Consider the following 23,444-nt stretch of genomic DNA (forward strand, 5'->3'; position numbering starts at 1 on the left):
CTTAATTTCTCCTTTTTCGAGTCTGTTATAAAAGAAACGCACATCCGCACCGTTTCCGGCGTAGATGTGCGCTCTTTTTGGCGCTGGAGATGACGGGAGTCGAACCCGTGTCCAAAAACCGATTCCCCGTTCTTCTACTATCATAGTCGGCTGTTTGACATTCCCTCTGCCGCGCGGGAGCAGACGCCCTCGCGGTTTTGGTAGCTTCATGTTACGCCCTTGCGCGCAAAGCTTAACGCAAGTCGTTTCTCACAATGTCGACGCCCGGGTCCCAGAGTGTGAGTGCTTCAGGTCGGACGGCAAGCCCTTAGGCTGCGTATGCTAAATTTTCGTTAGCGTTTGTATTTAAGTTTGCCGTTTAACGCACCGCATGCGGATAGCTTCACCGGCTGCACGGTCCCTGTCGAAACCGGTACATCCCCGAATAGGTATGAATTATACCATATTCAGGCCTATATCACAAGCTTAGAATGCGGAGACCAGGAGTTTTCCGTCGCGGTATTCGACGAGGAAGATGCGGCTCAGATCGCGGTAGCCCATACCGGCGAGGGTCTCCGTGAGCCAGGTGTCGTCCTTGCCGATAATTTCCAGAATATCCGTCTGAATCTGCCCGTCGGTGACCAGCGGATACTTCGGATTTTCTTCGCCGTAAGGGATGATTAAGAGCTGGCCGTTCTGCTCGACGACAACGCGCTGCAAATCCTCCCAGTAGTAGTAGCCCGCTGCGCGGAGCTTGAAGGAGAGGTCGTGCGCGGAGAGACCGGCGCGGCGGCAATTTGCGATGTTCAGTTTGCCGTGGTTTACAAGCACCAGGGGCTGGCCGTCGAGTAGCTGTCCCATGAAGCGGTTGTTGGTCTTGATCCATTTGAGGCCCAGAATCACAATGCACCAGAGGAGCAGAATCAGAATGTACTGCAGCACGGTGATGGCACTGTTATAGATGGTGCCGCCGATGATACCACCGAGTACATAGTTCTGAATCTGGTCGGAGGCGTTCGAGGGCGCAAGGTTTCCCTTTCCGCTGATGTTGATGACGAAGGAGAGGGAGAGAAGACCGATCAAGAGCTTGATTGCGACGAGAAAATAAAAGTTATTGAAAAAAGAAAGCATAATTAAAATCCTCGCAGGCGATGCGTGAGAGTGGGCACTTCATTCGCGGATGAATTCCGGCTCTGTGCCGAGCAGTTCCATGGGTTCCAGATTGCAACTTGTATCGTTGATGAAGAGCACGCGGTAGTACTTGCCCTTCGCGAAAATGATGGGATTCCCGGAAAATTCCGTGGCGTTTAGGAAGACCTCTTCCGCGGGGACATCCAGCTCTTTGGCGATGCGTTCCACCGAGTGGATTGCGAGTTCCGCCCGCTGGCCACTCGCCTGCATTTCCCGGTAGCGGTTAATCTGCAGGAGTCCCATGGTAATCAAGAGGAGCAGGGCAATCAGTGCGAGTTCCCGGTAGCGGGAAATCTGCTTGTCCTTAAAGTAGCGTATGCCGTTGAAGAGCAGCACCAGAAACAGAACGGCTGCAATGACCAGCTGAACGCGGTTCATGCCGATATTGCGACGGAGCAGGAACTCATAGGAATAAAATTTCATAGAACACTCCGAAAGGGCGCTGTACGCCCTGAGACAGTTACAGTGAGTGACAGGCCGATTCTACCACAGGACAGGGCAAAAAGAGCAAGCCCTTTTTGACAGAATTCGGCAGATGTTAATTGTTATATAGAAGCATGGACTAAAATTAAGGGAAGCTTAATAAAGGCGTTGAAGTTCTGCGCGGAGCGGACGGAATCGCATTGCGGGGAGGGCGCTTATTCTTGAAAAGACTTGTTATTTTGTGTATGATTTCCCCATACGGGTTTGTGTCGTTGCCCGGGATTGCTCAGACAGGAGGATAACATGAACTACGCAGAGGAATCACTGAAAAAGCATTACGAGTGGAAGGGTAAGATCAAAGTTATCACGGATATTCCGGTCAAGACCTCGGAAGATTTATCGCTCGCTTATACGCCGGGTGTGGCACAGCCCTGCCTGGAGATTCAGAAGGACGTGAACAAGTCTTATGAACTCACGAGACGCTGGAATCTGTGCGCGGTCGTGACGGACGGCACGGCGGTTCTGGGCCTCGGCGACATCGGTCCGGAAGCAGGCATGCCGGTCATGGAGGGCAAGTGTGTGCTCTTCAAGGCATTCGGCGACGTGGATGCGTTCCCGCTCTGCATCAAGTCCAAGGATGTGGACGAGATTGTCAATACAATTTACCTGCTCTCCGGTTCCTTCGGCGGTGTGAACCTCGAGGACATCGCGGCGCCGCGCTGCTTTGAAATCGAGCGGAAGCTGAAGGAGAAGTGCGATATTCCGATTTTCCACGACGACCAGCACGGCACGGCAATCGTGGTGCTCTCGGGTCTCATCAATGCGCTGAAGGTGGTCGGCAAGGACAAGGAGAAGGTCAAGGTCGTTGTGAACGGACCGGGCAGCGCGGGCATTGCGGTCTCGAAGCTCCTGCTCTCCTACGGCTTTAAGAACCTGACGCTCTGCAACCGTGAGGGCATCATGACCGAGAACTCGAAGGACCTCAACTGGGCGCAGAAGGAAATGCTCGAGGTCACGAACCTGGATCATAAGACCGGCACCCTGAAGGACGCGCTGGTCGGCGCCGACATCTTCCTCGGCTTCTCCGGCCCGAACATGGTCACCGAAGAGATGGTGCGCAGCATGAATAAGGATGCGATTATCTTTGCCTGCGCAAATCCGACGCCGGAAATTTTCCCGGATGAGGCGAAGAAGGGCGGCGCAAAGGTCATCTCGACCGGCAGATCGGACTTCCCGAACCAGATTAACAACGTGCTCGTGTTCCCGGGTCTGTTCCGCGGTGCATTCGATGTCCGCGCGAAGGACATCAACGAGGAGATGAAGATGGCGGCGGCTGTCGCAATCGCAAATCTGATTTCGGACGATGAAGTCAACGAGAACAATATCATCCCGAAGGCCTTCGATCCGCGCGTCAAGGAAGTGGTCGCAAAGGCTGTCGCGGAAGCGGCGAGACGCACGGGCGTCGCGAGAATCTGAGGCGGATTGCAACATTTTTCGCGGCAAAGGCAGGCAAACAGGGCAAGATAGAAAGAAGGATGTAACATGGCAAAACACACCATTCTGTACGGTTGCGGTCACATTGCGGCGGCAGAGGTTGAGGGGAATGAATACGAACAGCAGGAGAAGCTCGACTACTTGAAGATTTGCGGACGCTGCCCCGCCTGCGAAAAAGCATACCGGAGCGCACACCCGTCGCTTCAGAAAGCGTAAGGTGACGCATGCAGCTCTGGATTTCCGGCACGGGTTCCGCCCTGCCGAAAAAGGTAGTGACGAATGATGATCTCGCAAAGGTCATTGAGACGAGCGACGAGTGGATTTATTCCCGCACCGGCATACGGCAGCGGCATGTCGCCGATGAGGCGGAGAGTGTCGAGAGCCTCGGCCGGGCGGCGGCGGAACGGGCCCTCGAAATGGCCGGTGTCTCTGCCGAGGAAATCGGCCTCATCATCGTCGGCACCTGCACGGACGGCAATGTGACGCCGAGCGCAGCCTGCCAGATTCAGGCGGCAATCGGCGCGATGAATGCGGTCGCTTTCGACATCAATGCGGCGTGCTCGGGCTTTCTCTACTCGCTTCGGACGGCGGAGGGTCTCATGCGCACCGGCCTCGCGACGAAGGCGCTGGTGATCGGCGGTGACCTCGTGACCCGCTATATCGACTGGCAGGACAGAACCACCTGCGTGCTTTTCGGCGACGCGGTCGGCGCTGTGGTGCTCGAGGCGACCGAGGACAGCGCGAAGGGAGATATTCTGGGCTCCGCACTCGGCGCGGACGGCGTGAAGGGACACAACCTGACGGGGCGCACGGACCCGGACAACCATTTCCTGCACATGAACGGTCAGGAAGTGTTCCGCTTTGCGGTTCGCACCGTGCCGCTCTGCATTGAGGAGGCGCTGCAAAACGCGGGGGTCGACAAAAAGGATGTGAGCGCCTATGTGTTGCACCAGGCGAACTCCCGCATCATTGAGGCAGTCGCGAAGCACCTCGGCGAGCCGCTCGAAAAATTCCCGATGAATCTCTCGGACACGGCCAACACCTCGGCGGGCAGCATCCCGACCCTGTTTGACCGTCTGAACCGCGAGGGCAAGTTAAAACGGGGCGATATTCTGGTGCTCTCCGGATTCGGCGGCGGTCTCACCTGGGGTGCGACCGTGATACGGTATTGACGGATACGCTATTGACGTAGGGCAGAGAATCGGTTAAAAAAGTAGTGAACAATATTGACAAAACAATGACAAGTGTCAATTAACTTGTCCCAACAAAGGAGAATAACATGTTTGAAAAGGTAAAGCAGATGATCGCAGAGCAGCTCAGCGCAGACGAGAACAGCATCACCGAGGAGACTTCCTTCAAAGACGATCTCGGCGCGGATTCTCTGGATCTGTTCCAGCTCGTCATGGCAATGGAGGATGAGTTCAAGGTTGAGATTCCGAGCGAGGATCTTGAGAAGCTCAACACGGTCGGCGATGTCATGAAGTACCTGAAGGACAAGGGCGTCGAGGAATGAACACAAGAGTGACAGAGCTCCTCGGCATACGCTATCCCATCATTCAGGGTGGGATGGCGTGGGTCGCCGAGCAGCATCTCGCGGCGGCGGTGAGTGAGGCCGGCGGCCTCGGCCTCATCGGCGGTGCGAGCGCGCCCGGAGAAGTGATTCGCGATATGCTCCGAGACGCAAAGCGCCTCACGGACGCACCGGTCGGCGTCAATGTCATGTTGATGTCGCCCCACGCGGACGATGTCGCGCGCGTTGTGATTGAAGAGGGCGTCAAGGTTGTGACGACCGGCGCCGGTATGCCGAGCAAGTACATGGAAGACTGGAAAAAGGCGGGCATCAAAGTCATTCCGGTGGTTGCTTCGGTCGCGCAGGCACGAATCATGGAGCGCCTCGGCGCGGATGCCGTGGTCGCGGAGGGCACGGAGTCCGGCGGTCACATCGGTGAGGCGACCACGATGACCCTGCTCCCGCAGGTCGTGGACGCCGTGAAGATTCCGGTCATCGGTGCGGGCGGTATTGCCGACGGCAGAGGAATGATGGCGGCTTTCATGCTCGGTGCATCGGGCGTGCAGATCGGCACGCGCTTTGTCGCGAGCACCGAGGCAGTCGTGAGCGAGGCCTATAAGAACCGCATTGTGAAGGCGAAGGATATCGACAGCACAGTGACGGGCAGAACCTACGGTCACCCGGTGCGCAGTCTCCGGAACGACATGACGCGCGAGTACACGCGCCTCGAGGCAGAGGGCAAGAGCTTTGAAGAGCTCGAGTACCTGACTCTGGGTTCGCTTCGGAAGGCCGTGCAGGAGGGCGATGTAATTCGCGGCACGGTCATGGCAGGACAGATTGCGGGTCTCATTCAGGACATCAAGCCCTGTCGGGAGATTATTGAGGACATGATGCGCGAGTGTCATGAGCTCGCGAGAAAGGCGGCGGACTTTGTCTAAGAAGGCATTTTTGTTTCCGGGACAGGGCGCACAGAAAATCGGTATGGGGCAGAGTTTTTACGAGGCCGATGCCGATGCGCGCGCGGTCTTCGAGGAGGCCTCGGAGATTCTCGGCTACGATATGAAGGCGCTCTGTTTTGAAGAAAACGAGAAGCTGAATTTGACGCAGTACACCCAGCCTGCGATGGTCACGACCGGCATTGCGATTCTGAAAGTGGTTGAAAAGCACGGTCTTACGCCGGACACGGCGGCAGGCTTAAGTCTCGGCGAGTACGAGGCACTCTTCGCTGCGGGCGCGCTCTCGGAACGGGATGCGATTCGCGTGGTTGCGCGGCGCGGCGAACTCATGGAAGCAGCGGTTCCGGCTGGTATCGGCGCAATGGCGGCGGTGCTCGGCGCGGAGGCGGCGCTGATTGAGGAGACACTTTCGGACATTCCGGAAGTCTGGATTGCCAATTACAACTGTCCGGGGCAGATTGTCATTTCGGGCAAGAAAGAGGCGGTCGAGGCAGCGGCGGAGGCTCTCAAGGCGAGAGGCGTGAAGCGCGTGCTCATGCTGAACGTGAGCGGTCCCTTCCACTCCGGCCTACTCAGAGAAGCCGGTGAGGAGCTCGGCAAGGTGCTTGCGGAGACAGAAATTCATCCGCTTCGCATTCCGTACTACGCGAATGTGACCGGCGACAAGGTCGAGGATGCGGCGAAGGTCAGAGAGCTGTTGACCGAACAGGTCTACAGTTCGGTGCGCTTTGAGCAGAGCATCCGCAATATGCTCGCAGCGGGCGTGGATACCTTCTATGAGCTGGGTCCCGGCAAGACGCTCGCGGGCTTTGTGAAGAAGATTGACAGAGCGGCAACGGTCGTGAACATTGAGACCATGGAGGATCTGGCTAAGTTATGAGCGATTTGAGCGGTAAGGTAGCGCTGGTCACCGGCGCATCGCGCGGCATCGGCAGAGCCATTGCCGTGCGCCTCGCCTCTCTCGGCGCTGTGGTGGCGTTAAACTACAATGGCTCCGAGGCAAAGGCCGAGGAAGTGCGCGCAGAGATCGAGGCTGCGGGCGGCAAGGCATTTTTGATTCAGGCGAATGTGAGCGAGGAAGCGGATGTGCTCCGCATGTTCGAGGAAGTGCTATCGAAAGAAAACCGGATTGACATTCTCGTGAACAATGCCGGCATCACCCGCGACGGTCTTCTGATCGGCATGAAGGAGGCGCAGTTCGACGAGGTCTTAAAGACCAATCTCTACGGCGCTTATTTCTGCATGCAGCAGGCGGCAAAGAAGATGCTTCGCCAAAAGAGCGGCCGCATTGTCAACATTTCCTCCTACTCGGGGCTTCACGGCAACGCGGGACAGATGAATTACGCGGCGGCAAAGGCGGGCCTTGTCGGAATGACCAAGACCGCGGCGCGCGAGCTCGGCAGCAGAGGCATCACAGTCAATGCGGTGGCACCGGGCTTTATTGACACCGACATGACGGCGGTGCTCAGTGACAAGTCAAAAGAGGCGATTCTCTCGGGCGTTCCGCTGGGACGCATGGGCAGCGCGGACGATGTGGCAGCAGCCGTCGCTTTCCTCGCGGGAGATGAGGCTTCCTATATTACCGGACAGGTTCTGTCCGTTGACGGCGGACTCTCTATTTAAGAGTTTCCGCCGTTCTTTGAAACTAGGCAACGCGGCTTTGCAGGAGAACGCAATACATGGAAAAGAGAAGAGTGGTTGTGACCGGACTCGGCGCTGTGACGGCAATCGGTATCGGCGCGGAGGCGTTTTGGAACTCGCTGAAAGCGGGACAGGTCGGAATTGACCGCATCACCCAGTTCGACACGGAGAAGTTCAAAGTGAAACTTGCCGCCGAAGTCAAGGACTTCAAGGCGGCAGATTTTATGGACGTGAAATCGGCGCGCCGCATGGAGCGTTTTTCGCAGTTTGCCGTCGCGGCGGCAAAGGAGGCGCTTGCGGACAGCGGCCTGGATCTCACGAAGGAAGATCCCTACATGGCCGGTTGTGCGATCGGTTCGGGCATCGGCGCTCTGCAGTCGGTTGAGCGTGAGTATAACCGCATGATCACCAAGGGGCCGAACATGGTCAATCCGCTGTTTGTCCCGATGATGATCAGCAACATGGCGGCGGGCAATGTCGCAATCCAGTGCGGGCTGAAGGGCAAGAACATCAACATTGTGACGGCCTGTGCTTCCGGCACGCACAATGTGGGCGAGGCGTTCCGCACGATTGCGCACGGCGATGCGGACATCATGCTCGCGGGCGGCACGGAAGCCTGCATCACACCGATCGGCGTGGCGGGCTTCATGCAGCTCACGGCGCTCAGCACTTCGGAGGATCCGAAGCGCGCTTCGATTCCGTTTGACAAGGAGCGGAACGGCTTCGTGATCGGCGAGGGCGCGGGCATTCTGGTGCTCGAGGAGCTTGAGCACGCCCTGAAGCGCGGCGCAAAGATTTATGCCGAGATGGCGGGCTACGGCGCGACCTGTGACGCAAACCATATCACCTCGCCGCTCGAGGACGGCTCGGGCGCGGCCGAGGCAATGCGCTTTGCGCTCCGCGACGCTGGGCTCAAGCCGGAGGACATCGACTACATCAACGCGCACGGCACCTCCACGCACTTAAACGATCTCTCGGAGACGATTGCAATCCGGAGCGCGTTCGGTGCGGCGGCCGATAAGCTCGCGGTCAGCTCCACGAAGTCGATGATCGGTCACCTGCTCGGCGCGGCGGGCGGCGTTGAGGCCGTGGTGCTCGCAAAGAGCGTGCAGGAGGACTTTGTCCACGAGACTGCGGGGCTCGCGGTCGATGATCCCGAGTGCGACCTCGACTATGTGAAGGGCGAGGGGCGCTCCATGCGGGTGCGCGCGGCGCTCAGCAACTCGCTCGGCTTCGGCGGTCACAATGCGTCTATCATCATGAGAAAGTACGAGGCGTGACATGCAGGTAAAGCTTGGCATCAAAGAAATCGAGAAGATACTGCCGCACCGGCATCCGTTTTTGCTGGTCGACTGCATCACGGAACTGGAGCCCGGCGTGCGCGCCGAGGGCTATAAGGCAGTGAGTTTTGACGAATCTTACTTCCGGGGACACTTTCCGGAAGAACCGGTCATGCCGGGCGTCCTGATTATCGAGGCGCTCGCGCAGACCGGCGCGGTTGCGATTCTCTCGCAGGAAGAAAATGCGGGGAAGACAGCCTACTTCGGCGCGGTGGATCACGCGCGCTTTCGGCGGAAAGTCGTGCCGGGCGACCGGCTGAGACTCGTCTGTGAAATTGAGAAGGTGAAGGGGCCTGTCGGTAAAGGCAAGGCGACAGCATACGTAGAGGATGAGAAGGCGGTGGAAGCAGAACTCACCTTTATCCTCGGAAAGTGACAGGGGAAAATGCGCATCGATTTTTTCAAGCGAAATACGACGGAAGCAGAACTGGAAGTAAAGCAGTGGAAGTGCAAAAAGTGCGGTGCGGTGCACAGCGTGCGGGAAGTGCGGGCAAATGACTTTGCCTGCCCGAGCTGTGGCACCCTGGTCCGCATTCATGCGAAGCGCAGAATCAAGCTGCTCGCGGATCCCGGCAGTTTCGAGGAGTGGAATCAGGAACTCCCGGTCGTGAACCCGCTCGATTTCCCGGACTACGAGCAGAAGCTCTGGGAAGTCAAGGAGACCACGGGGCTCAATGAGGCAGTCGTGACCGGAAAAATCACAATCGACGGGATTCCGGTCGCCATCGGTGTCTGCGACGCGCGCTTTTTGATGAGCTCGATGGGCCACAATCTGGGCGAAAAAATTGCGCGCATGGCAGAGCGCGCTGCGGAGGAAAAGCTCCCGGTGATTCTCTACGCCTGCTCGGGCGGCGCGAGAATGCAGGAGGGCATCATCTCCCTCATGCAGATGGTCAAGACCTCGGAGGCGCTCGGCAGACTGCAGGAGAGCGGCCAACTCTTCATTTCGGTCCTGACCGACCCGACCATGGGCGGCGTGACCGCAAGTTACGCGATGCTCGGCGACATTATTCTCGCGGAGCCGGGCGCGCTGATCGGCTTTACGGGTGCCCGCGTGATTCAGCAGACCATAGGCGGCAAGCTCCCGGAGGGCTTCCAGCGTTCGGAATTTTTGTTGAAGCACGGCTTCACGGATGCGATTGTGCCGCGGCGCGACCAGAGAGCCGTGCTCGCTCACATTCTGCGCCTCCATGTGCGCGGCGCTGCCGAGCTCTCGGCGGAAGAGGCGGTGGAAGCTGTTGAATTTGAGGCGGCCGAGCATGTCAACGAGGGAACGGCGGCGGAAGTGAAGCCGCAGAAGGCACCGGGCATTTTCCAGGCGGCGGCCTCGGCCATTCAGAATCTACAGCGCCTCGCGCTCGGACAGAGAGAGGATGAGAGCGACGAAGCAGCGCGCACGGACCTGCCCGAGGGCACGGTGCGGAGCGCCTGGGAGACAGTCAAACTGTCCCGCGCAAAGGACAGAGCGCACGCGATGGATTACATCGACGCCCTGTTCCCGGACTTTATGGAACTCCACGGCGATCGTTGCTTCGGGGACGATGAGGCCGTAATCGGCGGCATCGCCTCGTTCCACGGCATTCCGGTCACGGTGATCGGCATCCAGAAGGGCAGAGACTTCCTCGAAAACAAGAGAAGGAACTTCGCAATGCCGAATCCCGAGGGCTATCGGAAGGCACTCCGCCTCATGAAGCAGGCCGAGCGCTTCAAGCGCCCCGTGATCTGCTTTGTGGATACGCCGGGTGCCTACTGCGGCATCGGCGCGGAAGAGAGAGGCCAGGGGCAGGCAATCGCCGAGAATCTGCAGAAGATGGCGGCGCTGAAGACCCCGATTCTCTCGATTATCATCGGCGAGGGTTCGAGCGGCGGCGCACTCGGCGTCGCGACGGCAAACGAAGTCTGGATGATGGAGAACGCGGTCTACTCGATTTTGTCACCGGAGGGCTTTGCCGCGATTCTGTACCGCGACGGCAAGCAGGCAGAGCGCGCCGCGGAAAATATGCGCCTGACTTCCAAGGATCTTCTGGAGCTCGGCGTCATCGAAAAGATTATTCCGGAGAAAGAACCGGCGACCTTTGAAAACATCCGTGACATCGCGCGGGAACTGGATCCCGAACTTCTCGACTTTATCGGCCGCTACGGCGCAATGAGCCGCGAGGAACTCGCAAACCAGCGCTACGAGCGCTTCCGGAAGTTCTGAGGAGGTTCTGCATGCGACGGGAAAACGGAATGGCGCTCCTTTTACTCTCCGCCACGCTGCTGCTCTTTGCAGGTTGCGGACAGAAAAAGAGCAAAGAAGCGACAAACAGCGCGGTGCCCGGCACGGCGTCTGTGAGCGAAGAGAGCGCGGCGACCGGTACGGCGGCGGAAGCAGAAGAGACGCTCAGTGGCGTGGTGCTCGAGGCGTCGATGAACGGCTTCACGCTGCAGAATAAGGACCGGGGGCTTATCTATATCGCGACCGGCGAGGACGCCGCCGAGAAACCGGATCTCACGAGACTGGCAAACGGCATCGTGCCGGGAGAGGGTATACGCTTGCTCGGCAAGACCGAGGACGGAACTTTTCAGCTCAGCGCCGCGGCCGATGAGGCGACGGCGCTCGGCGATAAGGATGCGCTCTACACGGTCGGACAGGCGCTGCTCGCGGTGCGGGACAAGAATCCGGACGCGCTCGCCGGTATGGCGACCTACCCGCTGTATCTCGGACTGGCGTCCGGCAATGAGGTCGACAACAAAGACGAGTTATTGCAGAAGTATACGGCAGAGCAGATTTTCACCGATGCGTTCTGTGAATCTGTCCTGCACGCCGATCTCTTAACAATCAAGGCGGCCGACGGAAATCTGGTCGTCTCGGCTAACGGCGGCAGACCGAATATGATTTTCACCAAGACCGACGCGGGCTATAAGCTCAGCGCCGTGAATGTCACAAAATAAGAGAGGAGACGCCCCATGAGCGAGGACAAGAAAGCAATGGAAGCGGCAACAGAGGAAGCAGCGGGCGGCGAGCGCCGCGAGAAGAACTTCATCGAGAATGAAATTGACAAGGATCTGGCATCGGGAAGATATTCGCATGTTCAGACGCGCTTCCCACCGGAGCCGAACGGCTACCTGCACATCGGGCACGCAAAGTCGATTCTCTTGAATTCCGGTCTTGCGGAGGAGTATCACGGTCTCTTTAACCTTCGCTATGACGACACGAATCCGACCAAGGAGAAGTGGGAGTTTGTCGAGTCCATCCGCGCGGATGTCGAGTGGCTCGGCGCAAAGTTTGACGACCGTATCTTCTTTGCCTCCAACTACTTTGAGACCATGTACGAGTGCGCGGTCAAGCTGATTAAGAAGGGCAAGGCCTTTGTCTGCGATCTGACCGCGGATCAGATCCGCGAGTACCGCGGCGACTTCAACACGCCCGGCAAGGAGAGTCCGTACCGGAACCGCTCGGTCGAGGAGAACTTAAAGCTCTTTGAGGAGATGCGCGAGGGCAAGTACGCGGACGGCGAGAAAGTGCTCCGCGCAAAGATTGACATGGCGTCTCCGAATATCAACATGCGGGACCCGGTCATCTACCGCATTGCGCACCTCTCCCATCAGAACACCGGCGACAAGTGGTGCATCTACCCGATGTACGACTTCGCACATCCGATTGAGGACGCGGTCGAGCACATCACCCACTCAATCTGCACGCTGGAGTTTGAGGATCACCGCCCGCTCTACGACTGGGTCGTGAACGAGTGCGAGTTCGAGGAGCCGCCGCGCCAGATTGAATTTGCAAAGCTCTACCTCACGAATGTCGTGACCGGCAAGCGCTACATCAAAAAGCTCGTTGAGGACGGCATTGTGGACGGCTGGGACGATCCGCGCCTGGTCTCGATTGCGGCGCTGCGCCGCCGCGGCTATACGCCGGAGTCGATTAAGCGCTTTGTGGAGCTGGTCGGTGTATCGAAGGCAAATTCTTCGGTGGATTCCGCGATGCTCGAGTACTGCATCCGCGAGGATCTGAAACTCTCGCGTGCGCGGATGATGGCGGTGTTAAAGCCGCTCAAGCTGATCATCGACAACTATCCGGAGGGACAGACCGAGGACCTCGTGATGCCGAATAACCTCGAGAATCCGGAACTCGGCAGTCGCGTGATTCCGTTCGGCAGAGAGCTCTGGATTGAGGAGGACGATTTCCGCGAGGAGCCGCCGAAGAAGTACTTCCGCCTGTTCCCGGGCAATGAAGTGCGTCTCATGGGCGCTTACTTTGTGAAGTGCGTCGGCGTCGACAAAGATGAAACCGGCAAGGTGGTCGCCGTGCACTGCACCTACGACCCGGAGACCAAGAGCGGCACGGGCTTTGAGGGCAGAAAGGTGAAGGGAACCATTCACTGGGTCAATGCTTCGACCGCTGTCAATGCCGAGTGCCGCCTCTACGAGAACCTGGTCGATGAGGAGAAGGGCAAGCTCGACGCAAACGGCAACCTGAACTTAAATCCGAATTCCCGCATCATCTTAAAGGATTGCAAACTGGAGCCGAACTTTGACGGCGCCAAGGCCTATGACAGCTACCAGTTCGTGAGAAACGGCTTCTTCTGCGTGGATTCGAAGGATTCCCGTCCGGACAGCCTTGTCTTTAACCGCATTGTCTCGCTGAAGAGCAGCTTTAAGCTCTGAGACGGAAGGAGACAAGCATAAAAGCAAAGCGCGGGCAGCCTTAAGCGCTTGCTGCGCCGAAACTTTGGCGCATACCGCTGTTTCTGAGAAGGAAAGAAGAGTGATATATGATAGATTTGGACTTGCGCTCCTGTGAGCTCTGTCCGAGACTCTGTCGTGTCAATCGGGAAGAGAAGCCGGGTGCCTGCGGATGCAGCGCCCGGCTTCTTGCCGCAAGGGCGGCGCTCCACTTCGGAGAGGAACCCTGTATCAGCGGCACCGAGGGCTCCGGCACTGTCTTTTTTTCGGGCTGTAATCTGCACTGCGTCTTCTGTCAGAACCATAAAATAAGCCGGGAGCGCTACGGCAAAGCGCTGACGGCAGTGCGGCTCGCGGATATTTTCCGGGAACTCGAGGCAAAGGGCGCAAACAATATAAACCTCGTGACGCCGACGCCCTGGGTCACGGAGATCGTGAAGGCCCTGGAGCTCTACCGCCCGACTGTGCCGGTGCTCTACAATACCTCGGGCTATGAGCGGGTCGAAGTGCTCCGGGAGCTCGAAGGCCTGGTCGATGTCTGGTTGCCGGACTATAAGTATGCGGACAGCGCACTCGCTGCACGCTTTTCCGGTGCGGCGGATTATCCGGCGGTTGCGCGGGCGGCGCTGCAGGAGATGTACCGGCAGAGCGGAAACCTCACATTAAATAAAGAAGGAAAGGCAGTCCGCGGGGTGATGATACGGCATCTCGTGCTGCCGCTGCACTTAAAAAACAGCTTTGCGGTCCTGGATGACATCGCAGCGCTGTTTGGGACAGAACAGTATGTGAGCCTCATGTTTCAGTATACGCCCTTTGTAAAGACGCGTTTTCCGGAACTGAACCGCGCGCTGACCGGACGGGAGAGAGCGCGCGCCGAGGCGTATTTTTTGCAATGCGGTTTCCGGAACGGCTATATCCAGGAGGCGGACAGCAAGGGCAGCCGCTTCCTGCCGGACTTTAATTTAGAGGGCATATAGCGTTTAGCGGAAATATAGCGTGATGGGACAAAGCAAGAGCAAAACCGGGCAGTGATTCATCCATGCCGGATTGACATGGGTTGATCGGTCGGAATGTAAAAAAAAGAAAACCGCGCCGCAGAGAGGTACTTACCTCTCTGCGGCGCGGTTTGTTTTATTCTTCCTCCGTGATCTCGGTAGCGCGCTTTGCGCTGCTGCCGGCTGCTGCATAGGACTTCGCGAGAATGTTCTCGGAGGTGATTTCCTCCGCCGCGCTGTCTGCGGCCGCCTCGGCGGTCTCACGCACGGTCTCGGTCGCAGTCTCTGCCGTCGCCTGTGTTTCCGCTGCTTTCTCGCCGGAAGCCGCCTGCAGGTTGTCGGCGAGAATGTTGCCGACATCCCTTAACATGCCCGCAGCACTCGAGACCATACCCTTCGCCGCCTCCAGTGTGTTCTGGGCCGCCGCCGTGAACTCACCGCGGTTTGCGTTCAGCGAGACATAGTTCCGGTTCGGTGTCTCGGTGTGCGGGGCGTGATCGCTCTCACCGTCCTCTTCGTAGTCGTGGAATTCTTCGTCCAGATCGCGGTGGAACTCACTGTACTGGCGGTAGTAGGAGACAGCTGCCGCCGCAGCGCCCGCGATCAGTGCGAGGTGCGCAAGTCTTCCCAATAATTTAGCCATGCTTAAAACTCCTCTCTCAATCTTTTCTAGTAGTGTAAGCCAGAATGCCCAAAAAGAAAAGCCGTAAGCGGCTCCTAACGGCACAAAAAGAGGGAAAACGAAAAAATGGCACCTGTATTTCAAAGAGAATAGTGGATAAGACAGGTCTGCTATCAGGGGATTGTGAAACACTACCAGTAAAATAGAAAGATTCAGATGAAACATAGAGAAAACGACAGTTAGCCTAGGAGAATAAATAGGGAAAATCACGAAAATCGAAAAAACAGTCCCGCTTGTCAGAACATCTATAGACAGAAACAGGCAGTCGTGATACATTGATTAAGAAAGTATTAATGTGCAGAAGGGGGCTCAGCAACCTTCTGCGGGGAAAGTCGAGAGACTTACCCGGCAGTGCAGAGAGAAAGGGGAGGGACATGAAACAAACGAAACATGTCAAAGCAGCCAGAGCGTTTCTGCTGGCGGCAGCTGCTACTTGCCTCTTTCCGACCGTGACAGCCTATGCAATTGAGGGCTGGAACAAAGTCGGAGACGAGTGGCAGTACCTGAACCGGGAGGATCAGCCGGTGACCAATGCCTTCAAGAAGTCGAAGGAAGATTGGTTCTACCTTGGCGACTCCGGAGTTCTTCTGAAGAACCGCATTTTCTCCTACGGCGGGTCGGACTACTATGTCGACCAGGACGGCCGCATGGCAAAAAATGCCTGGGTCTTCATTGACCACGAGAGCGATCCCGACAGCAATTACGGCGACGGCGGTTGGCACTACTTCGGTGCCGACGGCAAGGGCTATCGCGCGAAGGGCAAGGGTTTCCGCAAGGAAATCGACGGCCAGTACTATGCGTTCGATGAGAACGGCAACATGCTGACCGGCTGGATCGACGAGGAGGGCAATGTCCTCAGCGACGAGGATCCGTTTGTCAACGCGCGCTACTACGCGGATGCGGACGGTGCGCTCTACACGAACCGCTGGCTCTACTACGACTGGGGTTCCCACCTCACGAGTGAGGTGACAGGTCGCAGCTACGAGGACTACGAGAAGATGTGGTTCTACTTCGGGGCGGACTCGAAGAAGTACCGGAGTCGCGCGGGCGAGCAGCCGTTCCAGCGCGACATCAACGGCGCGACCTACGGCTTCGATGAGAAGGGCGTCATGATCGAGTGGTGGGACAAGGTCGCAAGTATCTCGAACGCGGTTCGCTCCAACCCGACCGCCGATGAGCGCGTGCGCTACTACGACGGTTACGACGGCGGCCCGCTGATGAAGAACAAGTGGCTCTGGATGTATCCGTCGGCAAACCTCGATGAGAATGCGAACCTGGATCTCGAGAGCTCCTGGTGGAGAACCGACTCTAAGGGCAGAGCGTACCGCAATAAGATTCTGAAGGTCGGCGGCCGCGAGTATGCATTCGACGGCATCGGCCGCATGAAGACGGGCTTTGTCCTCTTTGACCGCGCGAAGAGCGAATTTGTCGCGCAGTACGATGTGGATGCCTGGAGCGCAAAGGACTTCATCGAGGGCAATATGTACGGCATCGAGAAGGCGGATCTGTACCTCTTCTCGCCGGATGAGATGAACGACGGCTCCATGCAGGCAGGCAAGGAAATCACGGTGGAACTCGCGGACGGCCCGAGAACCTTTGCGTTCGCACCGAGCGGCAAGGCTTACGGTAGCCGCAACTATCTCCAGAAGAAGGACAACAAGTTCTACATCAACGGCCTTCGCCTGGATGCACCGGAAGATGCAGGCTACGGCATTGTCATCCAGAATATCGGCACGCTTAGCACGCCGCAGTACCGTTTCTTTGTCGTCGACAAGAACGGCAAGATTGTGAGCGGCAGACGTGTGCTGAACACCGGTGAGGGCTACATTCTGGTCTACAACGGCCAGTTCATCGGCTTCTCCGGCGACGAGGACGCACCGCGCTGGAGAAACAGCGGCAGTGCGGGTGCGGGCTTCTATCACTACGACAGAAGCGAGCGCGACCACTTCGCGCGCGGCCTGATTGCCGGCCCGAACACGACTGTGACGAAGAACGATGTGCCGGATGACCTGGCACTCTTTATCGCAGATCCGAACTAAGAAGGGAGCGTGACAGAAAGATATGAGTAGCTACAAGAATTCTCTCCGCGGCATCCTTCGGAGAGCCCTTGCGCAACTCCTCGCCTTCCTCATGGTCTTTGGCCTCGCAGTCAGCGGGCTGGGCGTGAGAAATGCGTATGCGACGGAGTTGCAGCCGGGTGGAAGTGACAACGGCGCCACGGAGGCGACAGCCTTCCAGTGGATTGGCCCGGTGACAGGTGCATCGTCCGAGGGCGATGGCATATCAACAATGCGTTTTGACATCCACGGTCTGGATACGGGGCAGACGAATTACGCGACCGGCGGTATTCAGACAACATGGAGTCATGCTGGCTATGCGTCTTGGGTTGTCAAGGCGGATAACCCCAGTGCATCGGCGCCCCAGGCAAGTAGCTATTTTGGCCTGAGCGGCTATAAGGCGATGAAACCCAGCCCGGCGCATAATGGCGATGTCGTGACGGATACCAATCTGGGAGTTGAGTACCGCATGCGGGTCTCGCCGGGACCGGATAACCGCAGCATTATCGTGGACTACTATCTTCACAATACGACCAATACGACCGGGCGGTTCTGGATGGGCACCGGCGCCGACAGCATGATTAACGGCGACGACTATGCGACCTGCTATAAGACAAATGCGGGCTTCCACATGGTGAACCGATCGACAAAGCAGACGTTTGACCTGCTGACCAATGATGTGGGAACCAGCTTGAGTCTGACCCCTCCGGATGCGCGCTATGTGGGCGTTTATAGCCAGTACTGGACCTATATGTTTACCGGAAATACGGATACACAGACGAACAACATCGACTCCGGCGTTTCGTATTCCTGGCAGATTGACCTGCACCCGTATGAGACGGTGCACCGGAGAGTTGCTTTTCTGATCAAGGCGACGTCTTACTATGTAGATGACAGACCGGGCCATGGCAGCGATTCTAATGAGGGCACCTATCAGTCGCCGTTTGCGACCGTGCAGCATGCGGTCGATAAGCTCGCAGGCAAGAAGGGATATATTTACATTATTCATTACGATGGCGCGCCTGTGAATTTGAACGGCGGCGGCAACACGGATGTCGTGATTTCGACAACGGACTACGAGTACGGTCCGGGTGCGACTCCATACAGCGGAATTGAAACGATTACGGCAGCGAACGCGGGTGCGCCGTTGTTCAAGCAGACCGGCAGCGGAAAGTACACGATTGAGAAGTTAACTCTGTCCGGCAACAAGGCGAGCGTGACCCGCACAGAACCGCTGATTTCCGTGGGGGCAGGTACCCTGCGCCTCGGCGATCAGGCAGCGGTGCAGAATGCAAAGATCTCTGCCAACGACAAGGGCGCGGCTATTGACATCAAGGGTGGAACGCTCCAGATGGAGGACGGATCAAAGGTCAGCGGCAATGAGTCCGCGACCGGCGGACGCGGCGCCATCAACTTTGAGAGCGGTAGCTTTAAGCTTGCGGGCGGCAAGCTGAGCGGTGGCGCTTCCAATATTCAGGTAACCGGCAACACAGACGGCGAGAACAAGCCGAGCAATGTATTTGTTGCGGCAGGCAAAAAGCTCTCCGTGATGCAGAGCATTGCAGGCTCCAGCATCGGTGTCTCGGTGAAGAGCGATAACCTGCCAACTGCATTTAATGGCGTCGGAACACCGACTGCGGCGCAGGAGAAGAACTTCGCAGAGCCGGGCAGCGGCGTGACGCCGAGCAGCGTGATGCCGTTCAGCAATTTCTTCTCGGCAGACCAGGCTGATAAGTACGGTCTCTCGGTTGCAGATTCGGTGACCGCAACAAACAATGCGGCGCTTCGGAGAGCCGGCTACACGATGAGTTTTAAGTATGTGGACGCGAACGGCGACAATGTGACCGGCGCAGAGAACCGTGCGGCGAAGAACTTTGCGGCGGGTGATGCGGTCAACGAGGGCGCTCCCACCGTGACGCCGCCTTCTTATCGCTTGTCCAGCGTTGACACCGACGAGGCGGTGACACCGCCGGCAACGGCAAAGCTCACGGCAGACAGCACGGCGAGCAGTCCGAACTTCGGCAAAGTTACCGGCAGCATGCCGAAGCAGAACATCATTGTGACCTATCACTATGTGAGAGACAACAGCACCATTACCTTTGACGCAAAGGGCGGTACGCCGACACCGGCGCAGCTCAGCGGTCTCGCAGGAGACCCGACCAATGCACTCTCACCGACGGTCACAAAGTACGGTTATAACTTCCTCGGCTGGAACAAGAGAGGCGTGAGCCCGGCGGTTGCAGTGCCGATTCCCACGACGTTCCCGGCGACACCGGAGACTTACGATGCAATGTATTCGGTGAACCACAGCATCAAGTTTGCGTATACAACTTCCTATGAGAATCACGATGGAAGCATTGTGTTCCAGACTACAACGACCCCGTCGGCAAGCGGCTTCTCGGTGGAAGACCCGCTGTTTGGCAACCGCAAGGTGGTTCCGGGCTATGTCTGGGCACCGGTGGATTCCTTTATGAACCCGGCGACCTATCAGTTCAGCGATCAGGCTTCACCGGCGCCGTTTGGTGCCTTTGACAATGTGTCCGGCAGCGCGACGTACGGAAACTTTGCGGGACGCTTCCCGGGACAGGATGCGGGTGTTACCTGGCGCTACCGCGTTGATCCCGCGCATCCGGGCTTCCAGTTAAAGGTGAATCATGTGACAGCTTCCGGCACTGTAGTGGCAGCGTCTACGACAAGCATGGTGCATCCGGAGGATCCGGTTGTGATTCATCCGGTTAGCAGCTTTGGCTACAGCTTTGATCACATGGTCGTGAATACGGGCAATGTGGCAAACAGTACCGATCCGCTGCCGCTCACATCTGCTTTGACCGGCAGTGCGGACGCGCTTGGCAACTACAACGGCGTGATGCCGAACCAGGATGTCGAGATTACCTATTACTATACAGGCGCTGGAACCGGTCAGGAATTCACGGTTGCACACGAGGATCTTGGAACGGCAGACAGCCTCCTGAAGAACATTGTTCCGGCGAGCGTTGTGGGACATGCGACGGATGATACAGTTGAGGGCGATGCGCTCACGATGCCGCAGAGCTACGGTTACATTTTCAGTACGCATGCAGACAGCCCGACTGGTGTTCCGGTTGCAGGCGAGACGACAACGTTCAACCCGGCGACCAAGCACTACAAGGCAAAGATGCCGACTGGTGACCTGAAGCTCACGTATAGCTACACGAGAGATGCGAGCGCTTGGAGCAATATCCAGTTCTACAGCGGTAAGGATGTTGTCGGCGGCACTGAGCTCGGAATCCTGAGCTCCGACAACATGGCACCGGCAGATGATCCGACCAAGCAGGTTTCGCCGGATGTTCAGGCAAACGGCACCAACTCCTTCAAGGTGAGTGTGCTGAAGGACAACGGCGCAGGGCAAGGCTATACGTATGCAGATCTGAAGGCAAAGCGCCTGCTTCCGATCGTCACTGCGAACGATCATCATTATATGCTGGACGGCTGGTTCGTGGATACGAACAACAACCGCGTGATGGATGGCGGTGAGCATCTCCTCCAGGATACGGATCGCTTCCAGGGCGGCGAGAATCTGGTCGCGGCATTTAAGGAAGATCCGGCTTGGTGGGTTGATATCAACTTCGGACCGTTTGACGGCCATGTAACCTGGAACGCGGGTGTTCCGACCACGCTACACACTTGGAAAGAGAAGACCTGGGGACAGGTTGAGCCTGCGGCGACCAGTTACACTGGCGAGGTCAACTACCTCTACAAGGGCTGGTTCCATAACGGCACTGCGATGAACGCGGGCGATGCAATTCAGAATGGCGAGACCTATTTGGTCAAGTTTACACCGGATCCGGCGGTCTTCGGTCTTCCTGTGCACCCGGTGGATGCGGGCGGCAGTCTTGACACCCAGGGCAAGGGCGTTGTGACGGCCTACAACACGAAGCCGGGCTATAAGTACATTGTCGTGGATCCCGACGGTAAGGTCGTGGGAGTCGGCGACGGCAGCGTGGCTGGCAGAACCTACTTTAACAACCTGACGCCCGGCACGACCTATCAGGTCTATGAGGCAGAGGGCGATAACACGGCTCAGGTCGGCGACGACATTTCGAATGTTCCGGCACCGATCAGTGCGCCGAGTCCCGCACACGTGCCGGCAGTCGACACGAACAAGCAGATCACCTATAACCCGGACGATGAGACCAAGGTTGATTTCACGATTGACCCGTCCGATAAGGACGCGGATTATGCGCTGATCGACGAAAACGGCAATGTCGTGACGACGCCTGAGACCCAGGCGGACGGCTGGCAGGCAGGAACGCCGGGCAGAATCAAGTTCACGGGTCTCACTGCGAACAAGAAGTACACGGTGGTCGCGAGACCGCACGGCAGAAATGACATTACCCCGCTCAGCAAGCTTCCGGACGGCACAGAAGTCGTCATGGATCCGGGCGGCGAGATTGATATTCCGAAGTTCAGCATCACGACGACGGACGGAGAGAGCCAGATTGACACTGTAAACGGCAACGCAATCAATGCGGCTTATTTCGATGAGGCGCATAAGGACGAGCCTGTGGTGCTCACCGCACCTGCGACAAACAGCGCGGGCGAGACCTTCAAGGGCTGGAGAGTGACGACCGGTGTGATTCCGGGCATTACGGGTCTGGTCACGAACACCACTTTGACGTTCACGATGCCGGATACCAACGTGGTCCTGACCGCTTACTATAACCGCAACCTGAATGGCAACGCGCCGGTCACGGATGAGATCCGCGGCGGCAATCCGGGCGAAATGGCGCTGGATCCGAATGAAATTCCGGGTCTTGAGAACCAGCTGACCACACCGGCTGACCAGGTGCTGATGAATGTGAACCACGCGGACGTAGACTACAAGGTGGTCTACACCAAGAAGAACGTCCCGGCAAACGTGGCAAACGCATTAAAGAGCCACCCGGCAGTGGAAGCGGCAAATCATCCGTCTGCGTTTACGGCAGCATGGGAAGTGGAGACCAGGATTGAGCGCTATGTAAACGGCAGACTGGTGCAGCGCACCACACCTTCCAATGCGACCTTCCGCACCTATGTGCAGCTCGACAAGGAAGATGTGAATAACCTCGACTACCAGCTGCTCCGCTATGACACAAGTGTCAACGACTATGTGCCGGAGACGCTGACGCCGGCAGATCCGTACGCGAGCGGCGGTCTGTTCCAGTTCACCGCACAAGAGGGCGTGAAGTACTATCTGACCTACTCGAAGGCATACAAGGTGACCTGGATCAACAACAGAGACACCAATGCGCCGTGGCCGCAGTACAGCTTCCCGGTCAGAAAGGGCGATTCGCCGTCCGACGGCGACTACTCGACGCAGTACAACACGGTCACGAATAACGAGCCGACCGGCGCGGCGACGCATCAGACGGATCCGGCAACCGGCGTGGAATACGACTGGAAGGGCTGGAGCCGCAAGGCTGACAAGTTCAAGCAGTATGATGACACGGCGCCGATTAAGAAGCGCACCATTGTCTACGGCTACTGGGAAGACAACCGGCAGGTCGTTGATGACACGAGAAACGGCCTCGAGGATGCCATCAAGAAGGCATTGAAGCTCGCGGACGACTTCTTCCTGAAGCGGAAAGAGACCGCGGCGCTGATCAACGGCGTTCCGGGCGAGCACACCGGCATCAATGACGCCATTGCAGTCCTTGAGCGGACCAGCCCGAGAGCAACCGCAGCAGAGCTGCAGCAGGCACTCGATGATCTGCTGGATGTGATGAAGCGCTATGACAATACGCTGAATCCGCGCTACAACCACTACAACAAGATAACCGATGACAACCTGTCCGGCGGCGCAAGCGGCGGCGGCGGTGGTCGCGGCAACGGCGGTCGCAGCGGAAGCGGCGGTGGCGGCGGTGGCCGCAGCAGTCACGGCGGCAGCGGCGCCCTCAGTTTCAGCACGGCAGGCGGTCCGAGTCTCAGCGGCAAGGAAGGCTTTGTCGCGGACTATGAGAAGGGCTACACGGTCGGCACCAACGGCAACTGGGAGCTCATTAACCCCGAGCACTCGGAGTGGATCTTCACGCTGAACGGCGGCATCCGTCTGGTGAGCCGCTGGGCAAAGCTTGACTACGCAAATGGCGATGTCAATAAGAACGGCTGGTACCACTTCAACTCGCACGGCATTATGGACTTTGGCTGGTTCCTCGACGAGAAGCTGAACTGGTACTACTGCAACACCGAGCACGACGGTTGGCTTGGCAAGATGAAGACCGGCTGGCACTGCGATGAGGCGGATAAGCACTGGTATTATCTGGATCCGGCGACCGGCATCATGCAGAGCGGCTGGCAGGAGATTGGCGGCAAGTGGTATTACTTCGCGCCGACCACTTCGCAGGCTACCTATGAGTACGATGCGGTGAATGAGAGCTGGTTCTACAGGGCAAGCTCCACTGTGAGACCTATGGGTTCCATGTACCAGAATGAGACGACGCCGGATGGTTACCGCGTTGACGCAAACGGTGCGTGGATTCACTGAGGA

The 23,444-nt window shown here is 57.7% G+C and carries 18 protein-coding genes and 1 other RNA gene; 15 read left to right on the plus strand and 4 right to left on the minus strand.

Annotated features, from left to right (window positions below):
* Positions 1-81: 81 nt before the first annotated feature.
* From ssrA to HMPREF9623_RS09125, 3 genes are all read right to left on the minus strand, one after another.
* Positions 82-422: a transfer-messenger RNA gene (ssrA, locus tag HMPREF9623_RS11300) on the minus strand.
* Between the two features lie 43 nt (positions 423-465).
* A complete protein-coding gene (locus HMPREF9623_RS09120; protein ID WP_009533595.1) occupies positions 466-1,110 on the minus strand; it encodes a DUF421 domain-containing protein in 645 nt (214 codons plus the stop codon).
* A 39-nt stretch (positions 1,111-1,149) separates the two neighbouring features.
* Positions 1,150-1,593 carry a DUF3290 family protein gene (locus HMPREF9623_RS09125; RefSeq protein WP_009533596.1) on the minus strand — a complete coding sequence of 148 codons (444 nt, stop codon included), beginning with the start codon at positions 1,591-1,593 and terminating at the stop codon, positions 1,150-1,152.
* Positions 1,594-1,896: 303 nt separating this feature from the next.
* Here HMPREF9623_RS09125 and HMPREF9623_RS09130 point away from each other — a divergent pair, with 303 nt between their 5' ends.
* The 13 genes from HMPREF9623_RS09130 to HMPREF9623_RS09185 all read left to right on the plus strand — a co-directional run bounded on the left by HMPREF9623_RS09130 (position 1,897) and on the right by HMPREF9623_RS09185 (position 14,182).
* Complete coding sequence (locus tag HMPREF9623_RS09130; protein WP_009533597.1) at positions 1,897-3,069, plus strand: NAD(P)-dependent malic enzyme; 1,173 nt, start codon at positions 1,897-1,899, stop codon at positions 3,067-3,069.
* Positions 3,070-3,135: 66 nt separating this feature from the next.
* Positions 3,136-3,303: a hypothetical protein gene (locus HMPREF9623_RS11545; RefSeq protein ID WP_009533598.1), complete on the plus strand. Its 168-nt coding sequence runs from the start codon at positions 3,136-3,138 to the stop codon at positions 3,301-3,303.
* A gap of 8 nt (positions 3,304-3,311) precedes the next feature.
* Complete coding sequence (locus HMPREF9623_RS09135; protein WP_009533599.1) at positions 3,312-4,259, plus strand: beta-ketoacyl-ACP synthase III; 948 nt, start codon at positions 3,312-3,314, stop codon at positions 4,257-4,259.
* Between the two features lie 107 nt (positions 4,260-4,366).
* Positions 4,367-4,600 carry an acyl carrier protein gene (acpP, locus tag HMPREF9623_RS09140; protein WP_009533600.1) on the plus strand — a complete coding sequence of 78 codons (234 nt, stop codon included), beginning with the start codon at positions 4,367-4,369 and terminating at the stop codon, positions 4,598-4,600.
* Positions 4,597-5,535, plus strand: a complete 939-nt coding sequence (fabK, locus tag HMPREF9623_RS09145; RefSeq protein ID WP_009533601.1) for an enoyl-[acyl-carrier-protein] reductase FabK — start codon at positions 4,597-4,599, stop codon at positions 5,533-5,535. Before acpP ends, fabK begins: the two co-directional genes overlap by 4 nt.
* Positions 5,528-6,433: an ACP S-malonyltransferase gene (gene fabD, locus HMPREF9623_RS09150; RefSeq protein ID WP_009533602.1), complete on the plus strand. Its 906-nt coding sequence runs from the start codon at positions 5,528-5,530 to the stop codon at positions 6,431-6,433. Before fabK ends, fabD begins: the two co-directional genes overlap by 8 nt.
* Positions 6,430-7,176, plus strand: a complete 747-nt coding sequence (gene fabG / locus HMPREF9623_RS09155; protein WP_009533603.1) for a 3-oxoacyl-[acyl-carrier-protein] reductase — start codon at positions 6,430-6,432, stop codon at positions 7,174-7,176. The genes fabD and fabG overlap by 4 nt, the downstream gene beginning before the upstream one ends.
* 56 nt (positions 7,177-7,232) lie before the next feature.
* Entirely contained in the window at positions 7,233-8,474 is a 1,242-nt protein-coding gene (gene fabF, locus HMPREF9623_RS09160) for a beta-ketoacyl-ACP synthase II (RefSeq protein ID WP_009533604.1), read from the plus strand.
* A 1-nt stretch (position 8,475) separates the two neighbouring features.
* Complete coding sequence (gene fabZ / locus HMPREF9623_RS09165) at positions 8,476-8,910, plus strand: 3-hydroxyacyl-ACP dehydratase FabZ (protein WP_009533605.1); 435 nt, start codon at positions 8,476-8,478, stop codon at positions 8,908-8,910.
* Positions 8,911-8,919: 9 nt separating this feature from the next.
* Positions 8,920-10,734 carry an acetyl-CoA carboxylase carboxyltransferase subunit alpha gene (locus HMPREF9623_RS09170; protein ID WP_009533606.1) on the plus strand — a complete coding sequence of 605 codons (1,815 nt, stop codon included), beginning with the start codon at positions 8,920-8,922 and terminating at the stop codon, positions 10,732-10,734.
* A gap of 11 nt (positions 10,735-10,745) precedes the next feature.
* Positions 10,746-11,468: a hypothetical protein gene (locus HMPREF9623_RS09175; protein ID WP_009533607.1), complete on the plus strand. Its 723-nt coding sequence runs from the start codon at positions 10,746-10,748 to the stop codon at positions 11,466-11,468.
* A gap of 36 nt (positions 11,469-11,504) precedes the next feature.
* Entirely contained in the window at positions 11,505-13,187 is a 1,683-nt protein-coding gene (locus HMPREF9623_RS09180) for a glutamine--tRNA ligase/YqeY domain fusion protein (RefSeq protein ID WP_040800354.1), read from the plus strand.
* Positions 13,188-13,294: 107 nt separating this feature from the next.
* Positions 13,295-14,182 carry a radical SAM protein gene (locus tag HMPREF9623_RS09185; RefSeq protein WP_009533609.1) on the plus strand — a complete coding sequence of 296 codons (888 nt, stop codon included), beginning with the start codon at positions 13,295-13,297 and terminating at the stop codon, positions 14,180-14,182.
* Between the two features lie 154 nt (positions 14,183-14,336).
* On the opposite strand, the gene HMPREF9623_RS09190 is transcribed toward HMPREF9623_RS09185, so the two are convergent.
* Complete coding sequence (locus tag HMPREF9623_RS09190) at positions 14,337-14,843, minus strand: hypothetical protein (protein WP_009533610.1); 507 nt, start codon at positions 14,841-14,843, stop codon at positions 14,337-14,339.
* 413 nt (positions 14,844-15,256) lie between these two features.
* Here HMPREF9623_RS09190 and HMPREF9623_RS09195 point away from each other — a divergent pair, with 413 nt between their 5' ends.
* Both HMPREF9623_RS09195 and HMPREF9623_RS09200 read left to right on the plus strand, forming a co-directional pair.
* Complete coding sequence (locus tag HMPREF9623_RS09195) at positions 15,257-16,921, plus strand: hypothetical protein (RefSeq protein WP_009533611.1); 1,665 nt, start codon at positions 15,257-15,259, stop codon at positions 16,919-16,921.
* A gap of 22 nt (positions 16,922-16,943) precedes the next feature.
* Positions 16,944-23,441: an InlB B-repeat-containing protein gene (locus tag HMPREF9623_RS09200; RefSeq protein WP_009533612.1), complete on the plus strand. Its 6,498-nt coding sequence runs from the start codon at positions 16,944-16,946 to the stop codon at positions 23,439-23,441.
* The last annotated feature ends 3 nt before the right edge of the window (positions 23,442-23,444 follow it).

The organism is Stomatobaculum longum, assembly GCA_000242235.1.
Classification (GTDB): Bacteria; Bacillota; Clostridia; order Lachnospirales; family Lachnospiraceae; genus Moryella; species Moryella longum.